This is a genomic window from Acidobacteriota bacterium (assembly GCA_039028635.1).
Taxonomy (GTDB): Bacteria; Acidobacteriota; Thermoanaerobaculia; order Multivoradales; family JBCCEF01; genus JBCCEF01.
This window is the reverse complement of the sequence record JBCCHV010000009.1, coordinates 104,491-127,831: the sequence shown is the minus strand read 5'-3', so window position 1 is coordinate 127,831 and position 23,341 is coordinate 104,491. Positions and strand designations below refer to the sequence as shown.

16 protein-coding genes are annotated in these 23,341 nt (G+C 66.0%); 12 read left to right on the top strand and 4 right to left on the bottom strand.

The genetic code is table 11. The annotated features are described in order from the left end of the window. Nucleotides 1-268 precede the first annotated feature (268 nt). Nucleotides 269-1,060, top strand: coding sequence for an RICIN domain-containing protein (locus tag AAF604_06150; protein MEM7049220.1), 792 nt, complete (start codon nt 269-271; stop codon nt 1,058-1,060). Nucleotides 1,061-1,191: 131 nt separating this feature from the next. On the opposite strand, the gene AAF604_06145 is transcribed toward AAF604_06150, so the two are convergent. Continuing rightward, nucleotides 1,192-3,489: a TonB-dependent receptor gene (locus tag AAF604_06145; GenBank protein ID MEM7049219.1), complete on the bottom strand. Its 2,298-nt coding sequence runs from the start codon at nt 3,487-3,489 to the stop codon at nt 1,192-1,194. Nucleotides 3,490-4,436: 947 nt separating this feature from the next. On the opposite strand from AAF604_06145, the gene AAF604_06140 reads away from it, so the two are divergent. The 6 genes from AAF604_06140 (at nt 4,437) to AAF604_06115 (ending at nt 14,016) form a co-directional block, all read left to right on the top strand. Continuing rightward, the gene (locus tag AAF604_06140; GenBank protein ID MEM7049218.1) at nt 4,437-4,667 is read left to right on the top strand and encodes a hypothetical protein; all 231 of its coding nucleotides are present in this window, start codon (nt 4,437-4,439) and stop codon (nt 4,665-4,667) included. A 205-nt stretch (nt 4,668-4,872) separates the two neighbouring features. Next, nucleotides 4,873-5,577, top strand: a complete 705-nt coding sequence (locus AAF604_06135; GenBank protein ID MEM7049217.1) for an ABC transporter ATP-binding protein — start codon at nt 4,873-4,875, stop codon at nt 5,575-5,577. 10 nt (nt 5,578-5,587) lie between these two features. After that, nucleotides 5,588-7,045, top strand: coding sequence for a DUF3526 domain-containing protein (locus AAF604_06130; GenBank protein ID MEM7049216.1), 1,458 nt, complete (start codon nt 5,588-5,590; stop codon nt 7,043-7,045). Then, nucleotides 7,042-8,415, top strand: a complete 1,374-nt coding sequence (locus AAF604_06125; GenBank protein MEM7049215.1) for a DUF3526 domain-containing protein — start codon at nt 7,042-7,044, stop codon at nt 8,413-8,415. Before AAF604_06130 ends, AAF604_06125 begins: the two co-directional genes overlap by 4 nt. 75 nt (nt 8,416-8,490) lie before the next feature. Continuing rightward, a complete protein-coding gene (locus AAF604_06120) occupies nt 8,491-10,752 on the top strand; it encodes a TonB-dependent receptor (protein ID MEM7049214.1) in 2,262 nt (753 codons plus the stop codon). 174 nt (nt 10,753-10,926) lie between these two features. Then, nucleotides 10,927-14,016 carry a tetratricopeptide repeat protein gene (locus AAF604_06115; GenBank protein MEM7049213.1) on the top strand — a complete coding sequence of 1,030 codons (3,090 nt, stop codon included), beginning with the start codon at nt 10,927-10,929 and terminating at the stop codon, nt 14,014-14,016. Here AAF604_06115 and AAF604_06110 read toward each other — a convergent pair. Together AAF604_06110 and AAF604_06105 are read right to left on the bottom strand one after the other, a co-directional pair. After that, on the bottom strand, nt 13,987-14,487 hold the full coding sequence (locus tag AAF604_06110; GenBank protein MEM7049212.1) for an ECF-type sigma factor: 501 nt from the start codon (nt 14,485-14,487) through the stop codon (nt 13,987-13,989). The two genes, AAF604_06115 and AAF604_06110, sit on opposite strands and share 30 nt — an antisense overlap. Nucleotides 14,488-15,729: 1,242 nt before the next feature. Next, nucleotides 15,730-15,921, bottom strand: coding sequence for a hypothetical protein (locus AAF604_06105; protein ID MEM7049211.1), 192 nt, complete (start codon nt 15,919-15,921; stop codon nt 15,730-15,732). A gap of 319 nt (nt 15,922-16,240) precedes the next feature. Here AAF604_06105 and AAF604_06100 point away from each other — a divergent pair, with 319 nt between their 5' ends. The 3 genes from AAF604_06100 (at nt 16,241) to AAF604_06090 (ending at nt 19,225) form a co-directional block, all read left to right on the top strand. Continuing rightward, nucleotides 16,241-17,485, top strand: coding sequence for a HEAT repeat domain-containing protein (locus AAF604_06100; protein ID MEM7049210.1), 1,245 nt, complete (start codon nt 16,241-16,243; stop codon nt 17,483-17,485). Between the two features lie 85 nt (nt 17,486-17,570). Continuing rightward, nucleotides 17,571-18,725 (top strand): hypothetical protein, encoded by a 1,155-nt coding sequence (locus AAF604_06095; GenBank protein ID MEM7049209.1) that lies wholly within the window; start codon nt 17,571-17,573, stop codon nt 18,723-18,725. Between the two features lie 17 nt (nt 18,726-18,742). Then, a complete protein-coding gene (locus AAF604_06090) occupies nt 18,743-19,225 on the top strand; it encodes an SRPBCC domain-containing protein (GenBank protein ID MEM7049208.1) in 483 nt (160 codons plus the stop codon). Nucleotides 19,226-19,257: 32 nt separating this feature from the next. Here AAF604_06090 and AAF604_06085 read toward each other — a convergent pair whose 3' ends face one another. Next, nucleotides 19,258-20,586, bottom strand: coding sequence for a cytochrome c peroxidase (locus AAF604_06085; protein MEM7049207.1), 1,329 nt, complete (start codon nt 20,584-20,586; stop codon nt 19,258-19,260). Nucleotides 20,587-20,715: 129 nt separating this feature from the next. On the opposite strand from AAF604_06085, the gene AAF604_06080 reads away from it, so the two are divergent. After that, entirely contained in the window at nt 20,716-22,941 is a 2,226-nt protein-coding gene (locus tag AAF604_06080) for a DUF5916 domain-containing protein (protein ID MEM7049206.1), read from the top strand. A gap of 2 nt (nt 22,942-22,943) precedes the next feature. Then, entirely contained in the window at nt 22,944-23,330 is a 387-nt protein-coding gene (locus tag AAF604_06075; GenBank protein ID MEM7049205.1) for a cupredoxin domain-containing protein, read from the top strand. Nucleotides 23,331-23,341: the final 11 nt, after the last annotated feature.

Here is a 23,341-nt window from a genome sequence, read left to right as displayed (position 1 = left end):
CTCACTCGGCCGGCAACACCCTCTCCAGGGTGGATTGCCAGGCCCTGTCCCAAAACTAAACCAGCCGGGCCAGCAAGCCCTTTTCACGTCGCGATCGTCGGCTCCTCCCTCAGTGCTCTTGACAAAATAATAGATAAAATTAAAATAAAAAATATAGATAACTGGAATATGCAGAATTGTTGACTGGGAGGGTCGCGATCCACCGAAGGCGGAAACCGCCACGACCATCGACCCCCAAGGGTCGCCCACTTGTACCGGGGAGGCATCCGTGACGAGAAGGAACAGCATTCCACGATTGATCTTGCTGCTAGCAATACTCAGCCTGGTGGCATCACCCCTGATCAGCCAGGTGAACGAGGACTACATCTACGAGATCAGATCAGTTGATGAGCCGGGCAAATGCCTCGACATCGAGTCGGCAAGTACCAGTAACGGGGTCAACGCGCAGATTCATCCCTGCAACGATGGGCTCAACCAGCGCTGGAAGTTCGTGGCTGCGGGGTCCGGCTTCTACAAGATGATCGCCCGGCACAGCGGGAAATGCCTGGATGTCAAAAGCGCCTCCCTGAGCGATGGCCGCAATGTCCAGCAGTACGGCTGCCATGGAGGACTGAACCAGCTCTGGGACCCCATTCCGGCCGGGTCCAACGTCAAGTTCCTCGTCAAGCATAGCTACAAGTGTCTGCGCGCGAGACCGGCAGGCTTCTTGGGTCAGCGAGACATCCTGGAACAACGAACCTGCACCTCCGACAGCCGGCAGGAATGGACTCTAGTCGTCAAGGCAATTTGCAAGAACCAGGTTTGCGAGAGCAGCCAAGGCGAGACCATTGCCTGCTGTCGCGAAGACTGCGACCCCTTCTGCAACTACAACGGCTCATGTGGGATCGGTGAGAACTGCAGCAATTGTTCTGCGGACTGCGGCCTTTGCCCGAATCCAATCTGCGATCCCACCTGCAACGGCCGCCGGTGCAACAGCGACTTCGACTGCGGGAATTCGTTCTGCCCTCAGGGATTCTGTGACATCACCGGAACCTGCGTCTGCATTTCGGCGTCCATATAGAGCCAAACCCCAAGCGCCCGTCCCTATGGACGGGCGCTCCTACTAACAGCTCCGAGGCTTGACCTTCCCCTTGGTGCGCGAGAAGGAGCCGAAGGAGCCGGCCGGCGCGCTGTTGCTCGCGCGCCCTCCGCTCAGAAGCGCAAGCGGGCGGAGAGGCTGATGTTGCGACCCGGCAACGGCGCTTCGTTCTTGAGGAACGAGGTGTGGCTCCTGGCTTCCTCGTCGGTGAGGTTCTTACCACGCAGGAGCAGGTCCACCACCTGGTTGCCCAGCACCAAGCGATAGCCCAGGCTGGCGTTGAGCAGGGTGTAGCCGTCGGTCGCCGACTCGTTCGGTGCCACGTCCGTCTGGTCGTCGACCCAAACCAGCTCGGTCGAGGCATTCCAGCGGCTGCCGTGATAGTGAGCCGCAGTCCCGAGGCGCACCGGCGGCACCCGCGGCACGTTTTCACCGTTCTCGAGCTCGGCATCGACCAGATCGCCCATCACGCTGAGATGGACATGATGATCCTCTTTCTCGAAGATCTCGACTCGCCCCTGGAGCTCGATGCCCGAGAAGGTGGCGTCTTCCTGGGCATAGAGAACCAATGGAGCGCCTTCCCTCTCCACGCCGGTGAAGGATTGAAAGATGTAGTCCGAAAAACGCTGCCGAAAGAAGCTCACCTCTCCGCTGACCGATTCGCCGGCGAAGCGCAGTGCCAGGTCCAGACCCAGCCCGACCTCTTCTTCGAGAGTGGGATCGCCGATCTCGAAGGTTCGGGTGGCGACGTGTAGCCCATCCGCGAAGAGCTCTTCGGCCGCCGGCAGGCGAACCGAGCGAGCGCCGGAGACGGCCAGCTGGAAGGTGTCGTTGGCCTGCCAAACCATCCCGAGGGAGGCGCTCAGGCCGTCGTGGGTGCGGCGAGCCTGGGCCACCGGCTCCGACTCTTGGGTTTCGAAACGGGCTCCGAGCTGCCAGGTGACCGACTGAGTCGCCAATTCTTGCAGCGTGAACAGGCCCCAGCTCTGGGTCGTCGTCGCCGGAATGAAAGCTTCCTCTCCGACCGCCTCGAAGTCGCCATCGAGAAACTGCAGGCCGACGGATCCGCTGTGGCGGCCGCGCTGGCTCTGGATCAGCTCGAGGCGGGTCTCGACGAAGTCTCGGAAGAAGAAGGTTCCCACCTCCTCGCCTTCGACCTCGAAGTGCTCGTAGTCACTGGCTCCGAAGCGCACCTTGAGGGCTTCGAAGGCCGCCAGCGCCAGGTTGACCTGGCCGCGCAGATCGATTCGCCTTTGCTCCATGTCGAGGCGCACCTCTTCCTCGCCGTGCTCTTCTTCCTCGTGCTCTTCGTGCTCCCCTTCCTCTTCGCCATGCTCTTCTCCATGGCCATGCCCCCCCGGAATGCCGTAATCCGTGTCGAAACCGCTCACGGAGACGCCCAGGAAGCCCTGATCGCCAAAGAAGTAGGTGGCCCCGGCGCGCACGCTGCGGGTCTCGATGTCGCTATTGGGGACGGTACCGAAGGGATTCTCTTCCTCCTCCTCGTGGGCGTCATGATCGTCCTCATCGTGCTCCTCTTCCTCGAGGCGGGCGAAACCGGGGATGTCGTAGTCATCGGACTCGCGCCCGGTCGCCGCCAGGTTCCAGGACCACTGGCCGCCGCCGCCGCCCAAAGCCACGGTTCCCTGGCGCTCGTCGGCGGCGCTCCCGGTGCGTAGCTCGAAGCTGCCGTTGATGCCACCGCTACCGAGCAGCGTCGGGACGCGCTCGTCGATCACGTTGACCACACCGCCGATGGCGTTCGAGCCGTAGAGCAGGGTTCCCGGCCCGCGCAGGACCTCGATACGGTCCGCCTGGGCCGGCTCCGAGGTCACCGCGTGATCGGCGCTGACGGCCGCCACGTCGCCGGTATCGATTCCCCCTTCGAGAATTCGGATCCGGCTGCCGGTGAATCCACGGATCACCGGCTGGCTGGCGCCGGGACCGAAGTAGGTCGAGTGGATTCCGGGCTCGAGAGCCAGGGTCTCCCCCAGGCTCGACTCCCGTCGCAGCTCGAGGTAGTTGCCGCTCAGGCTGATGGTCGGCGCCGCCAGCTCGAGGGAGCTGCGGGCATCGGCCGAAGCCGACACGACGATCTCCTCCGAGTGGCTACCGACGGAGATCTCCACCATCACCGAGGAGGTTTCGCCGGCTCGCACCGAGACGCGCTCGATTCCAACGCCGCGACTCGGCACCCGCACCTCCAAGAGGTAGGAGCCGGGCTTCAGATCTTCGAAAAGAAAGCTTCCGTCCTCGCCGACGTCGACGATTCGGCCGAGGTCGGGAATGCGGGCGGTCGCCAGGACGAAGCTGCGCCCGGTCGACTTTTCGACCTGGCCGGCCAGCGAGCCCACCTCTTGAGCCCCCACCGCCGAAGGCAGCAAGAGCAGCGCAAACGAAGCAACAAACAAAGCGACGAGAACAACCGCCGAAAACCGACGAGAGCCGGTGGCTCGACGCCCTCGGCAACCACGAACACAATGTGAATTCATCACGAGTTCCTTCCTCGAGCCCCCGCTAGGAGGCTGCCGAAAATCCCCTTCCGCAGCCTCCTACGAGCCCGTACGGGCTCGCCGGCGAAGCCGCCATTGGGGGTGAAAGGCGAAAAATCGCACTTTTTCGCCTTAAGGGGGGCTGGAACAGACCCCCTGGAGATGACCTAGGAGGCGCGAAAAAAGACGCGGAGAGGCTTTTTTCAGCAGCCTCCTAGACCTCAAACCAAAAATCCAACGAGCAAAGATCCATTGCACCGGCAAGGCAGCGGCCAGTGCTTGAAATGACTCTGTGGGGGACGCCCCGTCGCGGCGGCGTGAAGGACTCAGTGGGCGGGAGGACCGCGGCTCGTGCGAACCGCCGCCAGCAGCAGGAACGGCGCTGTGGTTTGTCCACTTCCGGTCGCGGACGCAATCGGTGGCCGGATATGACTGCTATCGGACCGCAGCAGCGAAAGGCGCTGGCTTCCGGGATAGCAGCCCGGGCAATCGATCTCCAGATCCTGAGAAGCAACCTCAAGGCGCAGCCCCGAACGGGCAGAGAGGGCGCAATCCTCAGCCTCCGCCGCTCGGGCGCAGAAACGCTCCGGAGAAGGTAGCTGGCACCAAAAGTGGTGCCCCACGGCAGCCATCGAGAATGCCCCAATCAGGAGCAAGCGAGCGCCGAGGGCGCCAAGTCGGGAGAGTTTCATGGTTTGAAGTCGATGCGCGGTGAAGGGCCTGTCATCGGGCCCCTTGATCTCTAATGATAACTGAGTATCATTAACTCGATGTCGTTGTCCAGCCTTATCCGTCGCCGACCCGCACCGAATCGCCGCCCAGGCGACGGAGAACGGGCACGCTGCGCCCTGCTGCTCGTCTTGGTCATGAGTGCTGGCCTCCTCGGTGTCGGACACCACCATGCCGATGAGGAGGCCCACGAGGAGCACCGCTGCGACGTCTGCCCCGCATCGATCAGCGCCACCGAGCCGTCCGAGCCGTTGATTGCGTCCCCCTTCGCGGCAACCCTTGGTCTGATCGGCGGAGAAGCGATCGAGGAGCCGCCGGGGCGCTCCCCACGCCGCTCGCCGCCCCTGCGCGGCCCACCGGCAGACTAGCGCGATCCGCGCTCGGCCCCGACCGCCCGCTGCGGCGGCGGCCCGCCAGCGTCCCGAACCCGAGCTCGAGACACGAAGCCTCCTGCCGATCTCGGCAGGCAGAGGCTATCTAGCCCTTCACCAGAGTCACTGCACTGCACCACCGAATCGCCGGGCACCCACTGGCGCCCGTCTCGAAATCACCGTGTGTGAGGAGAAACAAGCAATGCTCGAAGCCATCGAGCTGTCGAAGAACTACCAAGGCCACGCCGCGCTCGTCGGCCTCGATCTGAACGTCGAACCGGGCCAGGTCTTCTGCCTGCTCGGAGCCAACGGCGCCGGCAAGACGACCACGATTCACCTTTTCCTCGGCTTTCTCGAACCGAGCGCCGGGAAGGCCCTGGTCGGCGGTGTCGAAGTCGCCCAATCCCCGATCAAAGCACGCCGTAAGCTGGCCTACATCCCAGAGCAAGTCCAGCTCTACGATTCCCTCAGCGGCCTCGAGAACCTCGCCTTTCTCACCGCCTTGACCGGACGCCAGGAGCGCGACGAGACCACCTTGCTCGGTTTCCTCGAACGCGCCGGTCTCGAGGCCGAGGCGGCTCCGCGGCGCCTGTCGACCTACTCGAAGGGCATGCGCCAGAAAGTCGCCATCGCCGTCGCCCTGGCCACGGGAGCCGAGGCCCTACTGCTCGACGAGCCGACCTCCGGCCTCGATCCCCAGGCCAGCGCCGAGCTTTCGGCACTGCTGCAGCAACTCGCCGGCGACGGCGTCGCGGTGCTGATGGCGACCCACGACCTGTTCCGGGCCAAAGAGGTCGGGCATCGCCTCGGCATCATGAAACGCGGTCGCCTGCTCGAAGTACTCGACGCCAGCACCGTCGATCACGCCCAGCTCGAGCAGATCTACCTCGAGCACATGCACGAGTGAAGAGGCGGCGATGACACCTTCCACGCCCTCGCGGTTCCAGTTGATCCGCACCCTCGCCGTCAAGGAGCTGCGCGAGAGTTTTCGCGATGGCCGCTTCCGAGTGCTCGCCGCCAGCGTCCTCCTCCTGCTCGTCGCCGGCCTCGCCAGCGGCTGGCTGACCGTGCGCGAGGATCGCCAAGCCATCGCCAGCGCGCGCGCCGCCGACTACCAAACCTGGCTCGGTCAGGGCGCCCGCAACCCCCATTCAGCAGCCCATTTCGGCCGCTACGCCTTCAAGCCTCGGCCGTTGCTCTCGGCCCTCGACCGCGGCGTCGATGGCTACCTCGGCTCGGCCGTCTGGCTCGAGGCCCACTGGCAGGATCCCTTCGCCCTGCGGCCGGCCGAGGACCGCACGGCGCTGCAGCGCTTTGGCGAGCTGAGCGCCGCCTTCACCCTCCAGGCGCTGGCGCCGCTCTTGGTGATCTTCGTCGGCTTCGCCACCTTTGCCGGCGAACGCGATCGCGGCACCCTCCGCCAGCTCGTCAGCCTGGGAGTCGAGAATCGCACCCTGATGCTCGGCAAGGCCCTCGGCCTCGGCGCGGCCCTGGCGCTGGTGCTGGTGCCGGCCCTCGCCCTGGGCATCGTTGCCGCCCTCGGCAGCGGAGCCAGCGCTTCGGGAATTGCCGGAGCCGCTCTGCTGGCCGGCGTCTACGGCCTCTACTTCGCCCTCCTGCTGGCATTGGTGCTGGCGGTCTCCGCCTGGGCTCGCAACGGGCGCACGGCGCTGGTGGTGCTCCTCGGTTTCTGGATGCTCACCACCCTGGTGATTCCTCGCTTGGTGGCCGACGGCGCCGAGCGCACCCATCCGATCCCAACGCCCCGCGCCTTCTTCGCGGCCATCGCCGAAGACAGCGAGCGCGGCGTCGACGGCGCCGGCACCGCCGCGGAGCGGCGCAGCGCCCTCGAACAGCGAGTGCTGGAGGAATACGACGTCGAAAGCCTCGATGAATTACCGGTGACCTTCGCCGGCATCTCGCTGCAGGCCAGCGAGGAGCACTCCAACCGGGTCTACGACAAGCACTACGGAGACCTGTGGCAGCGCTACAGCGGCCAGGAGCGGATCCACAACTGGGGCGCTGCCTTGTCGCCAATGCTCGCCGTGAGGGCCCTCTCGATGGCCATCGCCGGCACCGACGTCAGCCGCCATCGCGACTTCGCCCAGGCCGCCGAAAGCCACCGGCGTATCCTGGTCAAGTTCCTCAACGACGACCTGACCCACAACGCCGGTGAAGCCGCCTTCGGCTACCTCGCGGATGTCGAGCTCTGGCGCGCCGCTCCGACTTTCACCTACCAGCCACCGGGCCTCGCCGGGGTCCTCCGGCAACAGATCCCGGCCTTCGCCTGGCTCGGCCTCTGGCTGGCGGCGGCCACCATTCTCGCCGCCCGCGCCGGCCGCCGGCTGCAGGTCCTTCCCGGAGGCCGAGCATGAGCAAAATCTGGACGATCGTACGCAACGAATGGACCCTGATGCGCCGCTCCGCGGCGACCTGGTGGGCCGGCGGGCTTTTTCTCGCGGCCGTGGCCTACGCCATCGTCGGTGGCCTCGCTTGGCAGGCAACCCGAGCCGCCGAAACCGCCAGCACCGAGCTCCAGGCCCGGTCTGGCTTGGCGGAGCAGCGTGCAGCAGCCGCCGAGACTCCCGGCCGCGTCGGCGGCGCCAGCACCTACGCCGCCCTTCCTCCGGGCCCGCTAGCGGCGTTCTCGGTAGGTCTCACGGATCTGCTTCCGGAGCGCGCCGAGATCTCGATCTGGCGGCGTCCGGACACCCTCTTCGGTCGCTATCAGCTCGAGAGCCCACTCAGCCTGCTGGTCGGCCGCTTCGATCTCGGTTTCGTGGTCCTCTACCTGCTGCCGCTGTTCGTGCTGGTGCTGTCCTACGACATGCTGGCGCGCGAGCGCGAAGGCGGCCGCCTGGCGTTGATCTTGACCCAGCCGATCAGCCTGAGTCGTCTGCTCGCGGCCAAAGTGGTGGCGCGCCTCATCCCGCTGACCCTGCTGCTGACCGCCCTCGTCGCCCTCACCGCGCTGCTCGCTGGAACTCCGTCGACGGCCTGGCTGCGGCTCGCCGGCTGGGGGGTCATCGCCTGGCTCTACAGCGTTTTCTGGCTCGCCGTCTGTGCCCTGGTGGCGGCCGTCGCGCGCCGTCCGGAGACCTGCGCCACGCTGTTGGCGGCGCTCTGGCTGGTGGTCGTGCTGGTGATGCCCGGCCTCCTCGACGTGGTGGCTCGAGCGACCCATCCAGTGCCTTCCCGCTTGGAGTACGTCACCGCCATGCGGCAGGCATCGAGCGCCGCCTCGCGGGAGAGTGCCGAGTTGCTGTCGCGCTACTACCACGAGCATCCCGAGCTGGCCGCCAACGGCGAGCAAGGCGGCTTCATGCCGGCGTACTACGCCGCCGAGCGCGACGTCGAGCGCCGCCTCGCGCCGCTCATCGACGACTTCGAGCAGCGCCTCGGGCAGCAGCAAGGGCTGGTCGAGCGCTGGGGCTACGCCTCGCCGGCGGTGCTGGCTCAAGAAGCCCTCATCGAAACCGCCGGTGCGAGCCTGTGGCGCCACCGCGCCTACGCCTCCCAGGCACGCACTTTCCTCGCCGAATGGCATGCCGAGCTGGCACCGCGAATCTTCCTCGGGCAATCCCTCGAGGCCGCCGACTACGACCGTTTGCCGCAGTTCACCTTCGCCGAGCCCGCGGTGTCGCGCCGGCGCTTCGCCGGTTCCGTACTCGGCCTGGCGCTGCCCTCGCTGCTGGCCTTCGTCCTCGCCTGGCGGCGCCTCGACCGCATGGCGGTGGCCGAGTGACGACCATCGCTGGAGCACCCTTTGACCCACGATTCCCCACTTTGACGATCGAATCTGCGACGAAAGGAACCGACCATGCCTGCCTCCCGTGATCGCCGCCGAAGGATCGCCTCCGCCACCCTCCTCATCGTGCTCGCCGTCGGCGGGCTGCCCTCTGCCCTGGTCGGCCTTCCGGCGTGGGCACAGCCGGCCGAGACCGCAGACCAGTCCCAGCCCAACGACACCGAAACGGTGACCGACGAGATCGTCGTCGTCGCCACCCGCGGTGAGAAACGCACCCTCGAGGTGCCGGCCCACATCACCAGCCTCGACTTCGGTTCGCTCACCGACGCCGGCTTCTACGCCGGCGCCGACGAGCTGCGCGGCCAGCCGGGCATCTTCTTTCGCCGCAGCGAAGGCGACAACGACGCCTTCCTGTTCGTCAACTTCCGGGGCGTGACCGGCAACCACGGCAACGACACTTTTCTCGCCCTGGTCGACGGCATTCCCTTCGTCAGCGGTGACGAAGAGGTGCTGATGTCCGAGATTCCCTATGGCGCCGTCGCCGGAATCGAAATCGTGCGCGGACCGGTTTCCGCCCTCTACGGCCGCGGCGGGATCGCCGGTGCCATCGCCTACAACCTGCATTCTCCCGCCGACACCCAGACAGAGCTGCGCCTCGCCGCCGGCTCCGACGGCTACTGGAATACGACCTTCAACCTCGGCCGGCGGTTCGGCAACCACGGCCTGTTTCTCAACCTCGATGGCCTGGTCGCCGATGGCTGGCGCGAGCACAACGAGAACCAGCGCTATGGGCTCCTCGCCCGCTGGCAGTACGCCGTCAGCGAGCGGACTTCCGTCGACACCTACCTGAATTTCCACGACCGGGATTTCGAGCACGGCAGCGTCCTCCCGACCCTCGCCGACGGCTCCCTGATTCCCGTCGGCGGTGGGCGCGAGGCCTTCCTCGGCTCCCGAGACATCGGCATCGACAGCCGCAGCACGATGGCCGCGGTGCGCCTCTCCTCGGTGCTCGGCCGCGACCAGCTCCTGCAGGCGACGCTCCACCACCGCCGCCGCGACAGCGACAACATCCTCGACTTCTTCGACCTCTTCGGCACCGACCCGGGCCGCGGCGTGCTGGGGGTCAACGGCTTCGACTCCGAGGTCGAGGAGACCACCTCCTTCGCGGAAGCGACCTATGAGCACACCTTCGGCAACAGTCGCACCCTGGTGGGCGCCAGCTACGAGCTCACCGACCTGGTGGAGACCGACCGCTGGACCGGCCAGTTCGGCTTCACCTTCGACTGCGGCTTCGCCTTCTACTTGATCGAGGTCGATCTCGCGACAGGGGCCGTGCTCAATCGCGACCACCCCTGCTTCGTGGAGCGCCAACACAATCTCTCGGGCGATACCGAGAACCAGTTCACCGCCGCCTTCGCGCAGACCGAATTCGATCTCGGCGAGCGCCTGGCGATCACCCTCGGAGCCCGTTGGGACGACTTCGAGCGCCGCACCCTCCTCGAAACCGGCCCGCTGCGCCTGCGTCAGCCGGAGGTCGTCGACTCGGAAGACCACATCAGCCCCAAGCTCGGCGTGGTGTTCGCGATCGGCCCGCAACAGACCGTCTACCTCAATGCCGGCGAAGGCTTCAGCTCAAACTTCGGACCGGTGTGGCAGTGGGATCCCAGTCGCTACATCCGGGAAACGCGCCCGACGACCCTGCGCAACCTGGAGGTCGGTACCAAAGGCTCGGTGCTCGGCGGGCGACTCGACTACGGACTGTCGCTGTTCTCGATCGAGCAGAAGGATCGCCTGGTGTTCGTCTCCAATCCGGAGGCGGCCAACGACTTCACCGTGCCATCGACCATCGCCACCACCGGCCAGCGCTTCACCAGCCAGGGGCTCGAAGCCACCGTCAGCTATCGCTTCCGCGGCAGTCGCATCGAGGGCCGCTACAGCCGCGTCGACGCCGAGTGGGACGAGCTCGTCGTCAGCACCTTTTCGGGCCCCCTCGATCTCTCCGGCAGCCAACCGACGGGGGTTCCGGAACGCATCCTCTACCTGGCCTTCGATCAGCGGTTCGGCGAGCGCCTGGACCTCGGCCTGTCCTGGGAGTCCTACAGCGACTATCCGATCACCCAAGACAACGCCTTCTTCGGTGGCGCCCACGATCTGGTCAACCTGCGGGCCTCCTATCGACCGCCCCTGGCCCGCCTCGACCGCATTCAACTGGCGATCACCAATCTGCTCGACGAGGAGTACGTCTACTTCTTCGGCGGCAGCCGAACGGCGGTCACCAATGCCGTTCCCGGCACCCCGCGACAGGCCCGCCTGACCTTCGCGCTGAGTTTCTGAGCAGACCCGAGCGGGCGTTCGAGACGAGCGCCCGCTCCAACCCGTCGTGCTTGCACAGGTACCGAGGCTGGCAGCAATTCGCCATTCAATCGCTCAGTCGAAAAATTTAATATCTGAATATACAAAAAATTGATACGCTGAGCGCTGCATGAACTTGAGCAGCCCTCTCTAAAAGTGGTTTCGGATCGAACCGTCGACCTCTGGTCGCGAGCCGCCGACGTGCTCGGCCGAGCCCTCGAGCTCCCCGCCGCCGAACGGGAGGCCTACCTCTCGGAGGCTTGCGGCGACGACCAGGCCCTGCGTCGCGAGGTCGAGCGCCTGTTACGGATCGACACCTCGGTGGCCGATGCCTACGACCGGCCGCTGTTCGATTTCCGCGCCGTCCCGGTGGCCCAAGACCCGGACCATATCGCCGGATTCGAGATCACCGCCAAGATCGGCGAGGGCGGCATGTCGACGGTCTTTCGTGGCGCCGCGATCGGTACCGAGGATCCCCGGCCGGTGGCGATCAAGGTGCTGCGCCAAGGGATGGCCACGGACGATCTGGTGCAGCGTTTCCGCCGCGAAGGAGCGATCCTCGCCGCCCTGCGCCACCCACACATCGTTGCCCTGCGCGGCGGCGGCATGCTCGAAGACGGCCGGCCCTACCTGGTGATGCCATTCATCGAGGGCCAACCGGTGGATGTCGCTTGCCGCTCCCTCGACCTCGACCAGCGACTGCGGCTGTTCGTGCGTATCTGCGATGCCGTGCAGTATGCCCACCGCAACCTGGTGGTTCATCGCGACCTCAAGCCATCGAACATTCTGGTCACCGCGAACGGCGAGCCCCAGCTGCTCGACTTCGGCATCTCGAAGCTGCTCGACCCAACGACGGATCGCGCCGTGACCCGCACCCGGGCCGACCTTCGCATGCTGACTCCGGCCTACGCGGCACCGGAGCAGATCGCCGGCGGACCGCTTTCCACCGCCTGCGATGTCTACGCCCTCGGAACCCTGCTCTACGAGCTGATCACCGACCGGCGTCCGTTCGCTGACGAATCCCTCGAGGAGCCTTCGGAAGGCGCCCTGCTGATGGCGAAGTGCGAGCGCGACCCGGTGCGGCCGAGCGACCGAGTCCCGGCCGCGCGGCGGGCCGAACGGCGGCGACTCCGTGGCGACCTCGACGCCATTGTCCTGCAGGCGATGGAACGAGATCCCGAGGATCGCTACCCGTCGGTGCAGCAGCTGGCGGACGACCTGCGCCGGAGCCTCGACCACCGGCCGGTGCGGGCGCGACCTGCCCGCTGGACCTACCGAGCCGGCAAGTTCCTGACCCGCCATCGCCTCGCCATCGCTCTGGCAGCCCTGGTTTGCGTCGTGCTCGGCGCGGTGGCCCTCGAGCGCGAACGCCAGCGCTCGAGGGCGGAGCAAGCGGTGCAGCGATCCGAACGGGTCAAGGGATTTCTCATCACCTTGCTCGAAGAGGCCGAGCCCCACCAGGGCTCCGGCCTCGATGTCCCTCTGCGTCAGGTCTTGGCCGGCAGCTCGCGACGCTTGACGGACCTCGCCGATGAGCCCGCCGTGCAGACCGAGCTAATGCAGCTCCTCGGGTCGATCTATCTGGGCTTGAACGAGCCGGAGCTGGCGTCACCGCTGTTGGAAGAGGGATGGGCAACCCGCCGTGCAGCCTTCGGCGCGAACCACCCGTCGACGGCGGAGAGCCACTGCGCCCTTGGGCGCCGCGATCTGCTCACCGGTGAGCTCGATCACGCCGAACAGCGCCTTCGACAAGCCATCGCAGGTCTTCGGCAGTCCAGCCCAAAGCACCGAACCGAGCTCGCCTACTGCCTCAACGAGCTGGCCAACGTCCACGAGCGCCGGTCCGACCTGGAGGCCGCCAACGAGGCCTACCGAGAAGCCTTCGACCTCGCATCCCGCGAGCTCGGCCCCGATGACAAGCAAACCTTGACCTACGGCATCAACCGGGCCCACCTGTTGACGCAGCGGGACCGGCACGACTCCGCCGAGAGTCTCCTCCTGGAGATGATCGACCAACTCGAAGGCGCCTCGATCGGCACCGTCATGCACGGCTTGGCGCTCTCCAATCTCGCAGTGTTGCGCTTTGAGAACGGCCGCCGGGAGGGCGCCGAGAAGTCCTTCCGCGAGGCTCTCGAGATCTACCGCCGAGTGCTCGGACCCTCCCATCCCAAAACCCTGGTCGCCCTCGCCAACCTGAGCACGGTGCTGCGCGATGCGGGCGACTTCGAAGAGGCCCGGGGACTGCTCGAGGAACGGCTCGAACTCGCCGGGGCCGGTGCGGGAGAGGCTTCCCCCGCCGTTGCCGACGCACTCGAGGATCTCGGCGCCTTCGAGCAGCGGCGAGGACGCCTGGAGGCGGCGCGAGAACACCTGACGAGAAGCCTGGAGCTCTACCGCCAGCATCATGGGGACGATCACCTGTCGGTCGCCCGAACCGCCAACAGCCTCGGCAGCGTGCTGCTGACCTCCAACCTTCCGGCAGAAGCGCTGCTCCTCTTCGAGCAGGCCGCGAAGGTGCGGTCCGAAATCCTCGGCGAGAGCCACCCGAGAAGCGCGATCAGCCTCGGCAATCGCGGCCGGGCCAGGCTATCCGTCGGCAGGAGCCAGGCCGCCGTCGCGGACCTCGAGAAAGCCCTCGCCACCCTCGACTCAGGGCTCGGAGAGGAGCATTGGCTCACCGCCGTGGTCACCTCCTGGCGAGCCCGCTCCCTCCGTCTGACGGGCGACCTCGACCGCGCCCGAGATTCTTTGGCGCCAGCCATCCGGCGGCTCGAGGCATCGCCCTCGTGGTCTCCGGTGGCGGAGCAGATCCGCATCGAGTGGGCGACTCAGCAGCTCGAGATGGGAGATCTCGCGGCCGCCGGAAAGGCCCTCGAGAAAGCCCTCGAACGCCTCGCGACGACCTATGGCGAGAGCCACCCCTGGCCAACCCAGGTCGGCTTGCTTCTCGCCGAGACAAAGGCGACGGCAGCTCCCGAGGAGACTCGCCTCCTTCTCGCCCAGATTCGCCGCCACTGGCCACCCCTGTGGCACTCCACCCACTGGCGACATTCACAGAGAGACGCCATCGAATCCCTGACGACGAAGCCGGGAGCGGCAGCCCCCAAGGGTCTGATCCCAAAGCTCGAAGCGCTGACCTCCAACTCCGACCCGTCGGTAGCCGCCACCGGGCGTCGACTGCTGTCACGGGTCAGCGCTCGCTACGACTCTCCGCGTTCATCGGCGACCCGCCAGATCGCTCGCTAGCCAACGCCGCGCGACTCGCCAATCGCGTTCGACGGTCGGTACCGACACCTCCAGCTCGACGGCGATCTCCGGGATCGTCAAGCCAGCGAAGTAGCGCAGCTCCACCACCCGTCCGCGCCGCGGATCGATCTCCTCGAGGCGGCGCAGGGCAGCGTGCAACGTGAGCACCTTCTCAGGGTCGAGCATCGTCGGTTCCGGCACCGCCCCCAGCAGCTCCGGCGGCAGGCGCACGGCGTCGCCGCCGCGCTTGGCAGACGATCGAGCCCGCAGGTGATCCACCAGCACACCTCGCAACACCCGAGCCGCCAAAGCAAAGAACTGACCGCGCCCCGAAAAGCCGCTAAGCGGTGAGCCCACCAGACGAAGGTAGGCCTCGTTCACCATCGCCGTCGGACTGAGGGTGAAGTCCGCCGGCGCATCGACGAGCTGTCGCCGGGCCAACCCCTTGAGCTCGTCGATCAACCTCGGCATGAGCTGATCGAGGGCGCCTCGGTCGCCTTGTGCCCAGCGTCGAAGCAGGGCCGTGACCTCTCCGTAAGAGCCCGAAGGCTTCGGCGCGGGAGATTCCACAGCCTGGTTTTCCGATGGCGAGAGGTCGGGCGGTTCGTCTTGATGGGTTTCGCTCACGGGTTCCGATCTACCCCATGAAGCCACGTCTTGCAGCGGCATCGAATGGACTCGAGCCGTCCCGGATCGCCGGCATCTCCGGCGGCCTGAACGGCCCAGATGACAAGCTGATCTGTGCCTGAACTCTATCGAAGGATCGCGACCGATCTCCCCCTCCCCTGCTCGCTGGCCGCCAGCGCGCCCCGAGTCACTTCAAGCCAGAAGCATCGAAAAGTCCCCCGAGACGAGGACTCCGATCTGTCCTCGTCATCCTGCAGCAGTCTGACAACCGAGTAGGAGTAAGAGATGAAAAAGTACTGGATTTTCGCAGTCTTCGCTCTTCTTGCAACCGCGAGCGTCCTGGCAGGAACTCGCGAGAAAGGTCGATGCGTCGGCGGGCCTGCGGAGGACCTGACACCGGGCATGTCAGCCCGCTTCGCGTCGGCACAAGAGGTGAAGAGAATGGGCCCGGAGGAGGTCTCCAAACCACGAGACGGCGTTCAAATTTCGACCGCGATCTTCCAAGTAAGGGAAGCCGACGGCAACACTTTCTTCGCAACGACCTCGTGTACAGGAGTCTGCACCGGCCTCTCTTGCCAGCTGAGAGGCTGCAAGGTAGACGGTGCCGGAGACTGCACTGGTTACAGCTGCACTGGCAGTGATTGTGTCTCAGGATCTTGTACCTCGGTTTCTTCGCCCTCACTCGAATAAGAGGAAGCAACTGCGCAAAGTCGTGGCCCATCCAAGAACTCTGGAGAGCAAGATGACCAAACACACCTACGCAATTGCATTGACCTGCGCTCTGCTGACAACGATGAGCGTCTCGGCGGACTCGGATTCTCAGAAGAACCGTCGATGCGCGAGCGGACCGGCGCAGGACTTGACCCCTGAAGTCTCCGCTCGGATCGCGTCCGCGGATGAGGTAAAGCAAGTGACGCCGATCGAGGTCTACTATCCTCGGGACGGCGTCAAGATCTCGACGGCGGTCTTCAAAGCCCGGGACGCAAATGGCGAGATTTTTATGGCTCGAACAACCTGCACCTTGACCTGCACAGGACTCTCCTGCTTGCTGACGGGCTGCAAACTCGATGGCGCCGAGTGTAGCGCCTACAGCTGCTCTGGAAGCCAGTGTGAGTCGGGGTCCTGCACCTCGGTGTCCACGCCGTCGATCGAATAGGCTCCCAGGGTGCATGGGGCTGGTGAGCCGAGAACGATGCCACCGGCCGAGGTCGCCTCGCCAGCCCCGTCTTCAAGACTCCAAGGGAGAGTGCCGAGAGCCGCCAAGCTCAAAATACTCATCGGTCCATCTTCATCCCTATTAATTTGGTTATGTGTATTTAACTTGATTTTTTTTTAAACGTGCGTACAATTGTCAACATTCGAACGTTTCGACCTCCACTGTCGGGGCGTGGCTGATCGCTGACCAGGTCGGCGCCTTCGAGAGTGGGGGAAAGCTCGCAAGAATGCGAGTGGTCTCGAACCCTCAAGGTCGCCGACCGCACCACGCGGATGGCCACAGGGTTTTCTGTACCCCCTCAACGGTGGAGCGCCGAATCGCCGCGCGCCTCGATGTGAGGAGCGCCCCATCGGAACTCCACAGAAAGGAGTCACGATGGCAATGAGAAAGACCGATTCGGTCAGGGCATCGTCTGCGATCGCGATTCGCGACGAGCGGATCTACACCGCACCGACTGGCCGCCTGTCCTTCACCGACCCGGCAGATTACCTGGATTTCGCTCGTCCCTTCGCGGCGCCGGACGCCGCTCGATTCGACAACCGCTCGGACCAACGCCTCGAAGAGGCGGCATTCTCGGACGCGACCGCTCTGCTGCGAGAGCGCGCCCTTTGGGAGCTGGTCGATCGCCGCGGCTCCGAGGCCCACCCGGTGGTGGAACGGTTCTTGGCCGAGGAGGAAGACCGAGCCTGCCGGGCGCACGCCCTCTGGCTGCTGCAGAAGACCGCCGATCGCGACACCACGGACCGCCTCGCCGGCTATTTCTCCGATGACGATCCGGAGGTCGCCGAATGGTCCCGCCTGCTGGTCGAGGAGCTCAGCGGCGAAGCCGTCGATCCGGGTCCGCAGCGCGACGTGATCGTGCACGAAGACCGCACCTTCGACCAGACTCTGCCGCTCTTGATCTCGGGTCACACCCTGATCACGGTGCCGCAGCTCGGGCGCATCAAGGTGACCCTCTCACCGCTCTGGTTCGAGCAGATCCTGGGGCGGGTGATGGCCTGCACCAACAAGGCGACCTTCGACAACACGCTGGTCATCGAGAAGGCTCTCGACAACCTGCACCCGGACGGCACCCAGCATTACGAGGCCTTCCTGTTCAAGGGGATCTCCTACGCGCTGGTGCCCGGAAAGCTCTTCGAGCACCACTACGAGTCCGTGCAGATGCGCCCCTTCTACCCGAGCGGCACGGTCGAGGTCGGCAAGTCGATCCCGGTCGCGGTGCCCCTGGCGCGCGTCGCCGGCACCACCATCGACACCGGCCGCGGCGGTGGCGACAAGGACGTTCGCAACTGCATCGGCGACGGCGAGCGGGCCGACCGCATCCGGGAGCAGGGCTTCGTGTCCAGCGTCCGGGGCCGGTACTCGGGCTGGGCAGCGGTCAATCTCGAGACCGTGCTCGAAACCAACTTCGTGCCGCCGGGTGCGGTCCAGCTCTCCAATCCGACCCATCCGGAAGCCGGACCGATGACCAACGCGGTGCTCTTCGGTACCTTCCGCGGCAAGATCTCCGACCACACCGGCGACGGCTTGCGCGACGTCAACACCATCCCCAGCCACTGCACGCTCGATGGCGAGCACGACCTGTACGCGGACGGCACCGGCGTTCCGGACCCGTTCCTGCAGTAATGAGCGAACCAAAGACCGAACCGAGGCAAATCCGCGAGGTCCGGTGGCGCCATGGCGACCGGAGCCTCTCGAGAAAGGGGACCCCATGACCGATTCGAAGAAACCCACCACCAATTCCACCCTCAGCCGGCGGAGCATCGTTCGCTCGATTGTCGGCTTGGCAGCGGGCGGCGCTGCGGCCAAGTTCGTCCCTGCCGCAGCGGCCTCGGGCCTGGGCAGCGATGAGACCTGTTACGACAACGGCCGGCAAGCCCCGGTCGTGCGGGAGCCGCTGGCCCTCGACGTCACCCCGCGGCGACTGCGCAGCGGCGACATGCTGGTCACCGACCAGTACAACGCCCGCATCTACCTGATGCGGAACAAGCAGGTGCTACCGTTCATCGACGTCAACAGCTGGGGCCGCTCCCACGTCTGGGACGCCATCGCCAGCCCCGACCGCAAGCGGGTCTACCTGTCGATGAGCGGCCTGCGCGGACCGAGCCTCGACTACGTCGGCATCAAGGGCATGGCGATGATCATCGAGGTCAATCCGACCACCGGTGAGGTGCTGCGCACCTTCTCGTCCGTCAACGACGCCGGCTGGCCGCGCCATCGCGAGTTCATCGACGTCACCGGCATGGTGCTGACAGCGGATGGCAAACGCCTGCTCGCCAACGACTTCATCGGCTTTGCCCATCGCGGCATGCTGCTCGCCTTCGATCTCGAGAAGGATGGCGAGATGAGCGTGTTCAGCGATGGCCTGATGGAGCCCTCGGGCTTGTCCGCGGATGGCCCCGATCACGTGCTGATCGGCAACGCCCGGATGCCGGGAGGCTCGGAGCTGGGTGGCGAAGTGGTCCGCCTCAACGTCCACAGCGGCGAACGCGAGACACTGTTCAACATCAACCGCACCACTGGGGCGATGATCGGAGTCATCCGGCTCGCCGACGGCACGCTGATCGGTTCGATCAGCGACTGGCCGGACCAGGTGAAGAGCGAGGTGATTCGCATCGACGGTGCGAGCAAGCACACCACGCTGATTCAACCGGACCTGGCCTTCTTCAGTGCTCAGATGGCGCCGGATCCGGAAGAGGGATTCTGGGTCGCCGAGTCGGTCAGCCGAACCCTGCTGCGCCTCAACACCGATGGCAAGGTTCTCGACCGGATCGCCGTCGACGGCTGTGACGACCGCCAACGCGCCGCCACTCAGCCGCTCGCTCGCGCCTTCGATACACTGGAGAGTGTCCGCTTGGTTGCGTAATTTCGAGGAGATCCAGAATGCATCCCGTGGTCGAACACAGCACCTACATCGCCGCCTCGCCCACCGACGTCTATGACGCCCTCGCCACCGGCCAAGGCCTCGACGGCTGGTTCACCAGCGGCGCCGAAGTCGACGCCCGCGAGGGAGGCAAGATCCGCTTGCGCTGGCGCAACTTCGGAGTCGATGGTATCGACGCCGAAGACGGCGGCCCGGTGCTCGAGGCCGAGCCCGGTCGGGTCTTTTCCTTTCAGTGGTTTCCTGCCGGCGAGGGCAGCGCGAGCACGGTTCGCTTCGTGCTGCAACCCTTTGCCGACGGAACTCGGGTGGATGTCACCGAAAGCGGCTTCGATGCCGCCGCCGAGAAAAGCCTGGAAGCGGCGATGATGTGTGCGGTCGGCTGGGGAGAAGCTCTGACCCTGCTGAAATACCATCTCGAAGCGCCGGCGGCCTTTCGCCATCCGTGCGCTTGGAAGCCAAAGCCGGAGACGGCTTCCGCTTAGCAGCCCTATCGCCCGCGCTCGCCGTCGGTCCCTCAGCGGCCGGCGGCGGCGCCGGGCGCCTTGCCGGGCTCCGCCCGAACACCCTCCCGAGCACCTCGGCGATGGCGCTCCTCCTGTTCCGCCAGTGCTCGAGCCGCCGCCGCCTCATAGCGCGCGTCGGTGAGCGCCGACAGAAAAGCGACCAGTTGATCGACCTCCTGAGCATCGAGCTCGAGGGGCGTCAGGATCTCGCTGAGATGAGGATTGGGGTTACCTCCCTCGACGTAGAACTCCACCACCTCACGCAGGGTCGCCATCGATCCGTCATGCATGTATGGAGCGGTCAAAGCGACGTTGCGCAGGGACGGCGTCCGGAAGGCTCCGAGATCCTCACTGCGGCGCGTGACCACGAAACGACCGAGCCCCGACAGCGCCGTTCCGAGAGCGCGACCATCGAGGCCGGTGAGGGAGACGATCCGGTTCAGCGACCGCGGCGCCCGCTGGACCAGGGAGGGAAAACCGTCTTCCCGCGCCGCCACCCCGAGGTTGTGGAATTGCTGGTCGGTGGCGAGGGGATAGCCCTCACCGAGGACATGACAGGCACCGCACAGGGCACGACCCCGAAACAGCTCCCAACCGGCCCGCTGCTCGGCCGTGAGGGCATCCTCATCGCCGGCCAGAAAGTCGTCGATGGGAGCCTCGAAAAACGCCAGCGAGCGCTGGAACTCGGCCAGCGCGCGACGCAGGTGATACGGCGTCGGGGCGCGGCCGAAGAGCTTTCGGAACCGGCCGTCGTAATCGGCGGCGAGCCGTTCGATCGCGGTGTCGAGATCGGGCAAGGCCATCTCGGAAGGCGCCAGAATCGGCATCGCCGCCTGCTGTTCCAGGCTGCGCACCCGGCCGTCCCAGAAAAGCTCTTCGAGATAGCCCGTGTAGAGGACACTCGGCGTATTGCGCCGGCCCGATCGACCGTGCATCCCCGACGCCAGGGCGCGACCATCGGTGAAGGCAAGGCGAGCGTCATGGCAGCTGGCGCAGGCCAACGAGCCATCGGCCGACAGACGAGGCTCGAAGAACAGGTCTCGCCCGAGATCGACGAGAGCACGGCGGGTCGCCTCGTCCAGGGTTTCGTCATCCACCGCCCGTTGCAAGCTCGGCGGAGCGACTCGAGGCGCCGCCGGAGTCGCCAGCAGCCGATCGAGGGCAGCTCGCTGGCTCTTCAGCTCCTCGGCGCCTCGTTCCGCTTCCCTCGGCGCCCCGTAGACAGCCAAGGCCAACAGGCCCAACAGGAAGCAGAGAACCCCGCGACCGTAGGAGCGTGCCCGACCGGCGAGTCGCCGCGGAACCCGTTCACCTCGCCCCGCCGCGGCGGCCGAGCCCACCGGCCCTCGGTCCGCGGAAGGGACCCCGGCATCGAGGCGGCGCATAAGTTTCGGACGTATCACTATTTATTATTCAGTATACTCGATCTCTAATGATTCCTCATGCAGCTCCCGGCCAAGGCAAGCCCCTTGAAAGCTGAGCGCACCGCCTCGGGCGGTGACCGGAGTCCTGCCGCCGACCGCCTGGTCGTCGCCGTCCTGGGCCTCGCGGTCCTGGCCTTTCCGACCCTCGCCGAAAGCCCGGCGCCGGACACCGCCGTCCCGGACCTCGTCGCCCTCGCCGACACCGTCGGCGTGCGCGTCGACGGCGTCCTCGACGACCCCCTGTGGCAGCGCGCCCGGCGCGCCGAGACCTTCGTCCAGCGGGAACCCGAGGTCGGCGCTCCGGCGAGCGAAAGTACTTTTCTCCAAGCCGGCTACGACGACTCGACCCTCTACCTCGCCGTGACCTGCAACGACTCCGAGCCGGATCGCATCATCGCCCAAGAGATGCGTCGTGAGATCTCCCTCGGCGGCGACGATTCCGTCGCCATCCTGCTCGACACCTTCCACGACCACCGCAACGGCTACCTCTTCGAGCTCAACGCCAACGGCGCCCGGCGCGACCTGCTGATCACCGACGAGGGCCAGGATATCCAGGCCTCCTGGGACGGTGTCTGGTTCGTCGCCACCCGCCGAACCGCCACCGGCTGGACCGCCGAGCTGGCGATCCCCTTCACCACCCTGCTCTTCGACCCCACGGCCGACACCTGGGGTCTGAACGTGCGGCGGATCATCCGACGGAAGAACGAAGAGGTCTACTGGTCGCCGTTACCCCTCGACGCCGGCATCACCCGCGTCTCCCTCGCCGGCCACCTGAGCGGCCTCGAGCTGCCGAAACCGGGTGTCGACCTCCAGCTCAAGCCCTTCGCCGTCGCCGACTCGCGAGACGATCGCTTCGCCGAGGGGCAGCCCGACGAGGAAGGTGAGATCGGCCTCGACGCCAAGTGGGGCATCACCCGCAGCCTGACCCTCAATGCCACCGTCAACACCGACTTCGCCGAGACCGAAGTCGATGCTCTGCAGGTCAACCTGACCCGTTTCTCGCTCTTTTTCCCCGAGAAGCGCGAGTTCTTCCTCGAGAACGCCGGCCTCTTCGACTTTGGATTCGGCTCCTCGGCCCTCGGGCCACCGCTTCTCAAGGTCTTCCACTCGCGCCGGATCGGCATCGGCCCGGGAGGCCGTGAGATCCCTCTGGAATGGGGCACTCGGCTCACCGGCCGGGTCGGGCCCTGGGGTATCGGGGCGCTGCACGTCGCCAGCGAGGGTCTCGACCTCGACGGCCAACAGCTGGCCTCACCGGACCGCTCCTCGGTGTTGCGCCTCACCCGCAACGTCGGGGAACGCTCGCGCCTCGGCATTCTCGCCACCGAACGTGATCCGGAGGGACGCGGTAGCAGCCGAACCTACGGCATCGACGCCTATGCCAACCCGCTGCGCCAGCTCCGCCTGAGCGGCTTCGCCACCCGCAGCGAATCCGCCGACGGTCGCGGCGACGGCGAAGCCTGGGGAGCCTCGGCGAGCTGGACCGGCTCCCGCTGGTTGGCGAGCCTGTCGACGACGGAGGTCGACGAAGACTTCCGGCCCGAGCTCGGCTTTCTGCTGCGCCAAGGAGTCCGGCAATACCTGCCGAACGTTCAGTTTCTGCCCCGCCCCGACTGGCGCGGCGTGCGCAGCCTCGACTTCCAGATTTTGGGGGAGATCGTCACCGACCTCGAGGGCGAGATCGAAACCGTGTCCTCTTCGGCCACCCTCTTCGGCACTCGCTGGCAAAGCGGCGCCTACACCTCGGTGTTCTACGACTGGAACTTCGAAGACCTCAGCGGTCCCTTCGAAATCGCTGCGGGAGTTGAGATTCCGGCCGGCGACTACGTTTTTCCAGCCGCCGGCGTGTTCTTCATCACCAGCTCCCGGCGGCGCCTCTCGGCGGACGGCTTCGTGCGCTATGGCGACTTCTACAACGGCGACCGCTACGACCACGAGCTGCGCCTGATCACCCGTCCGAGCCGCTTCGTCGGCACCGAAACGGTGTGGAGCTACAACGACATCTCGCTGCCCAGCGGCGACGTCGAGGTGTCGCTCATCCGCCAGCGTGTGAGCCTCTCCCTGCGACCGGATTTCACCATCGACACCTACCTGCAGTTCAACGCCTTCGCGGACCGCGCCACCGCCAATGTCCGTCTGCGCTGGACCTACCGCCCGGGCGCCGACCTCTTCCTGGTCTACAACCACAACTGGGACGCCCCGTCGGTCGGTGACCTCAGCTCCCGAGACTCTCAGATCCTGGCCAAAGTCACCTACCGGTGGGACGTCTAGCCATGAGCTCCCTGTTCGTCCTCTGGCTTCTGCTGACCGTCCCCGTCTCACCGGCCGATGACGGCGCTACCGCACCGCAAATCGTCACCATCGACACCGCCGACTTTCAGTTCACTCCGTCGGAAGTCACCGTCGAGCGCAGTCGCCCGGTGCTCTTCCGGGTGATCGCGCGCATCTCACCGCACGCCTTCCAGATTCCCGACCTCGAGCTCGAGCAGGTGATCTTTCCGCCCGAAACCGGTGAGCTCCTGGCCACCTTCGACGAGGAGGGCGAGGTTCTCTTTCGCTGCCGCTTCCACCACAAGCAAGGCATGGTGGGGACGGTGCGAGTGGTCGAGCCTGGAAGCCTCCTGGAGGGCGCCGAAGACAAGGTTCGCGGGCCGCGATGAACAGAGCGGCC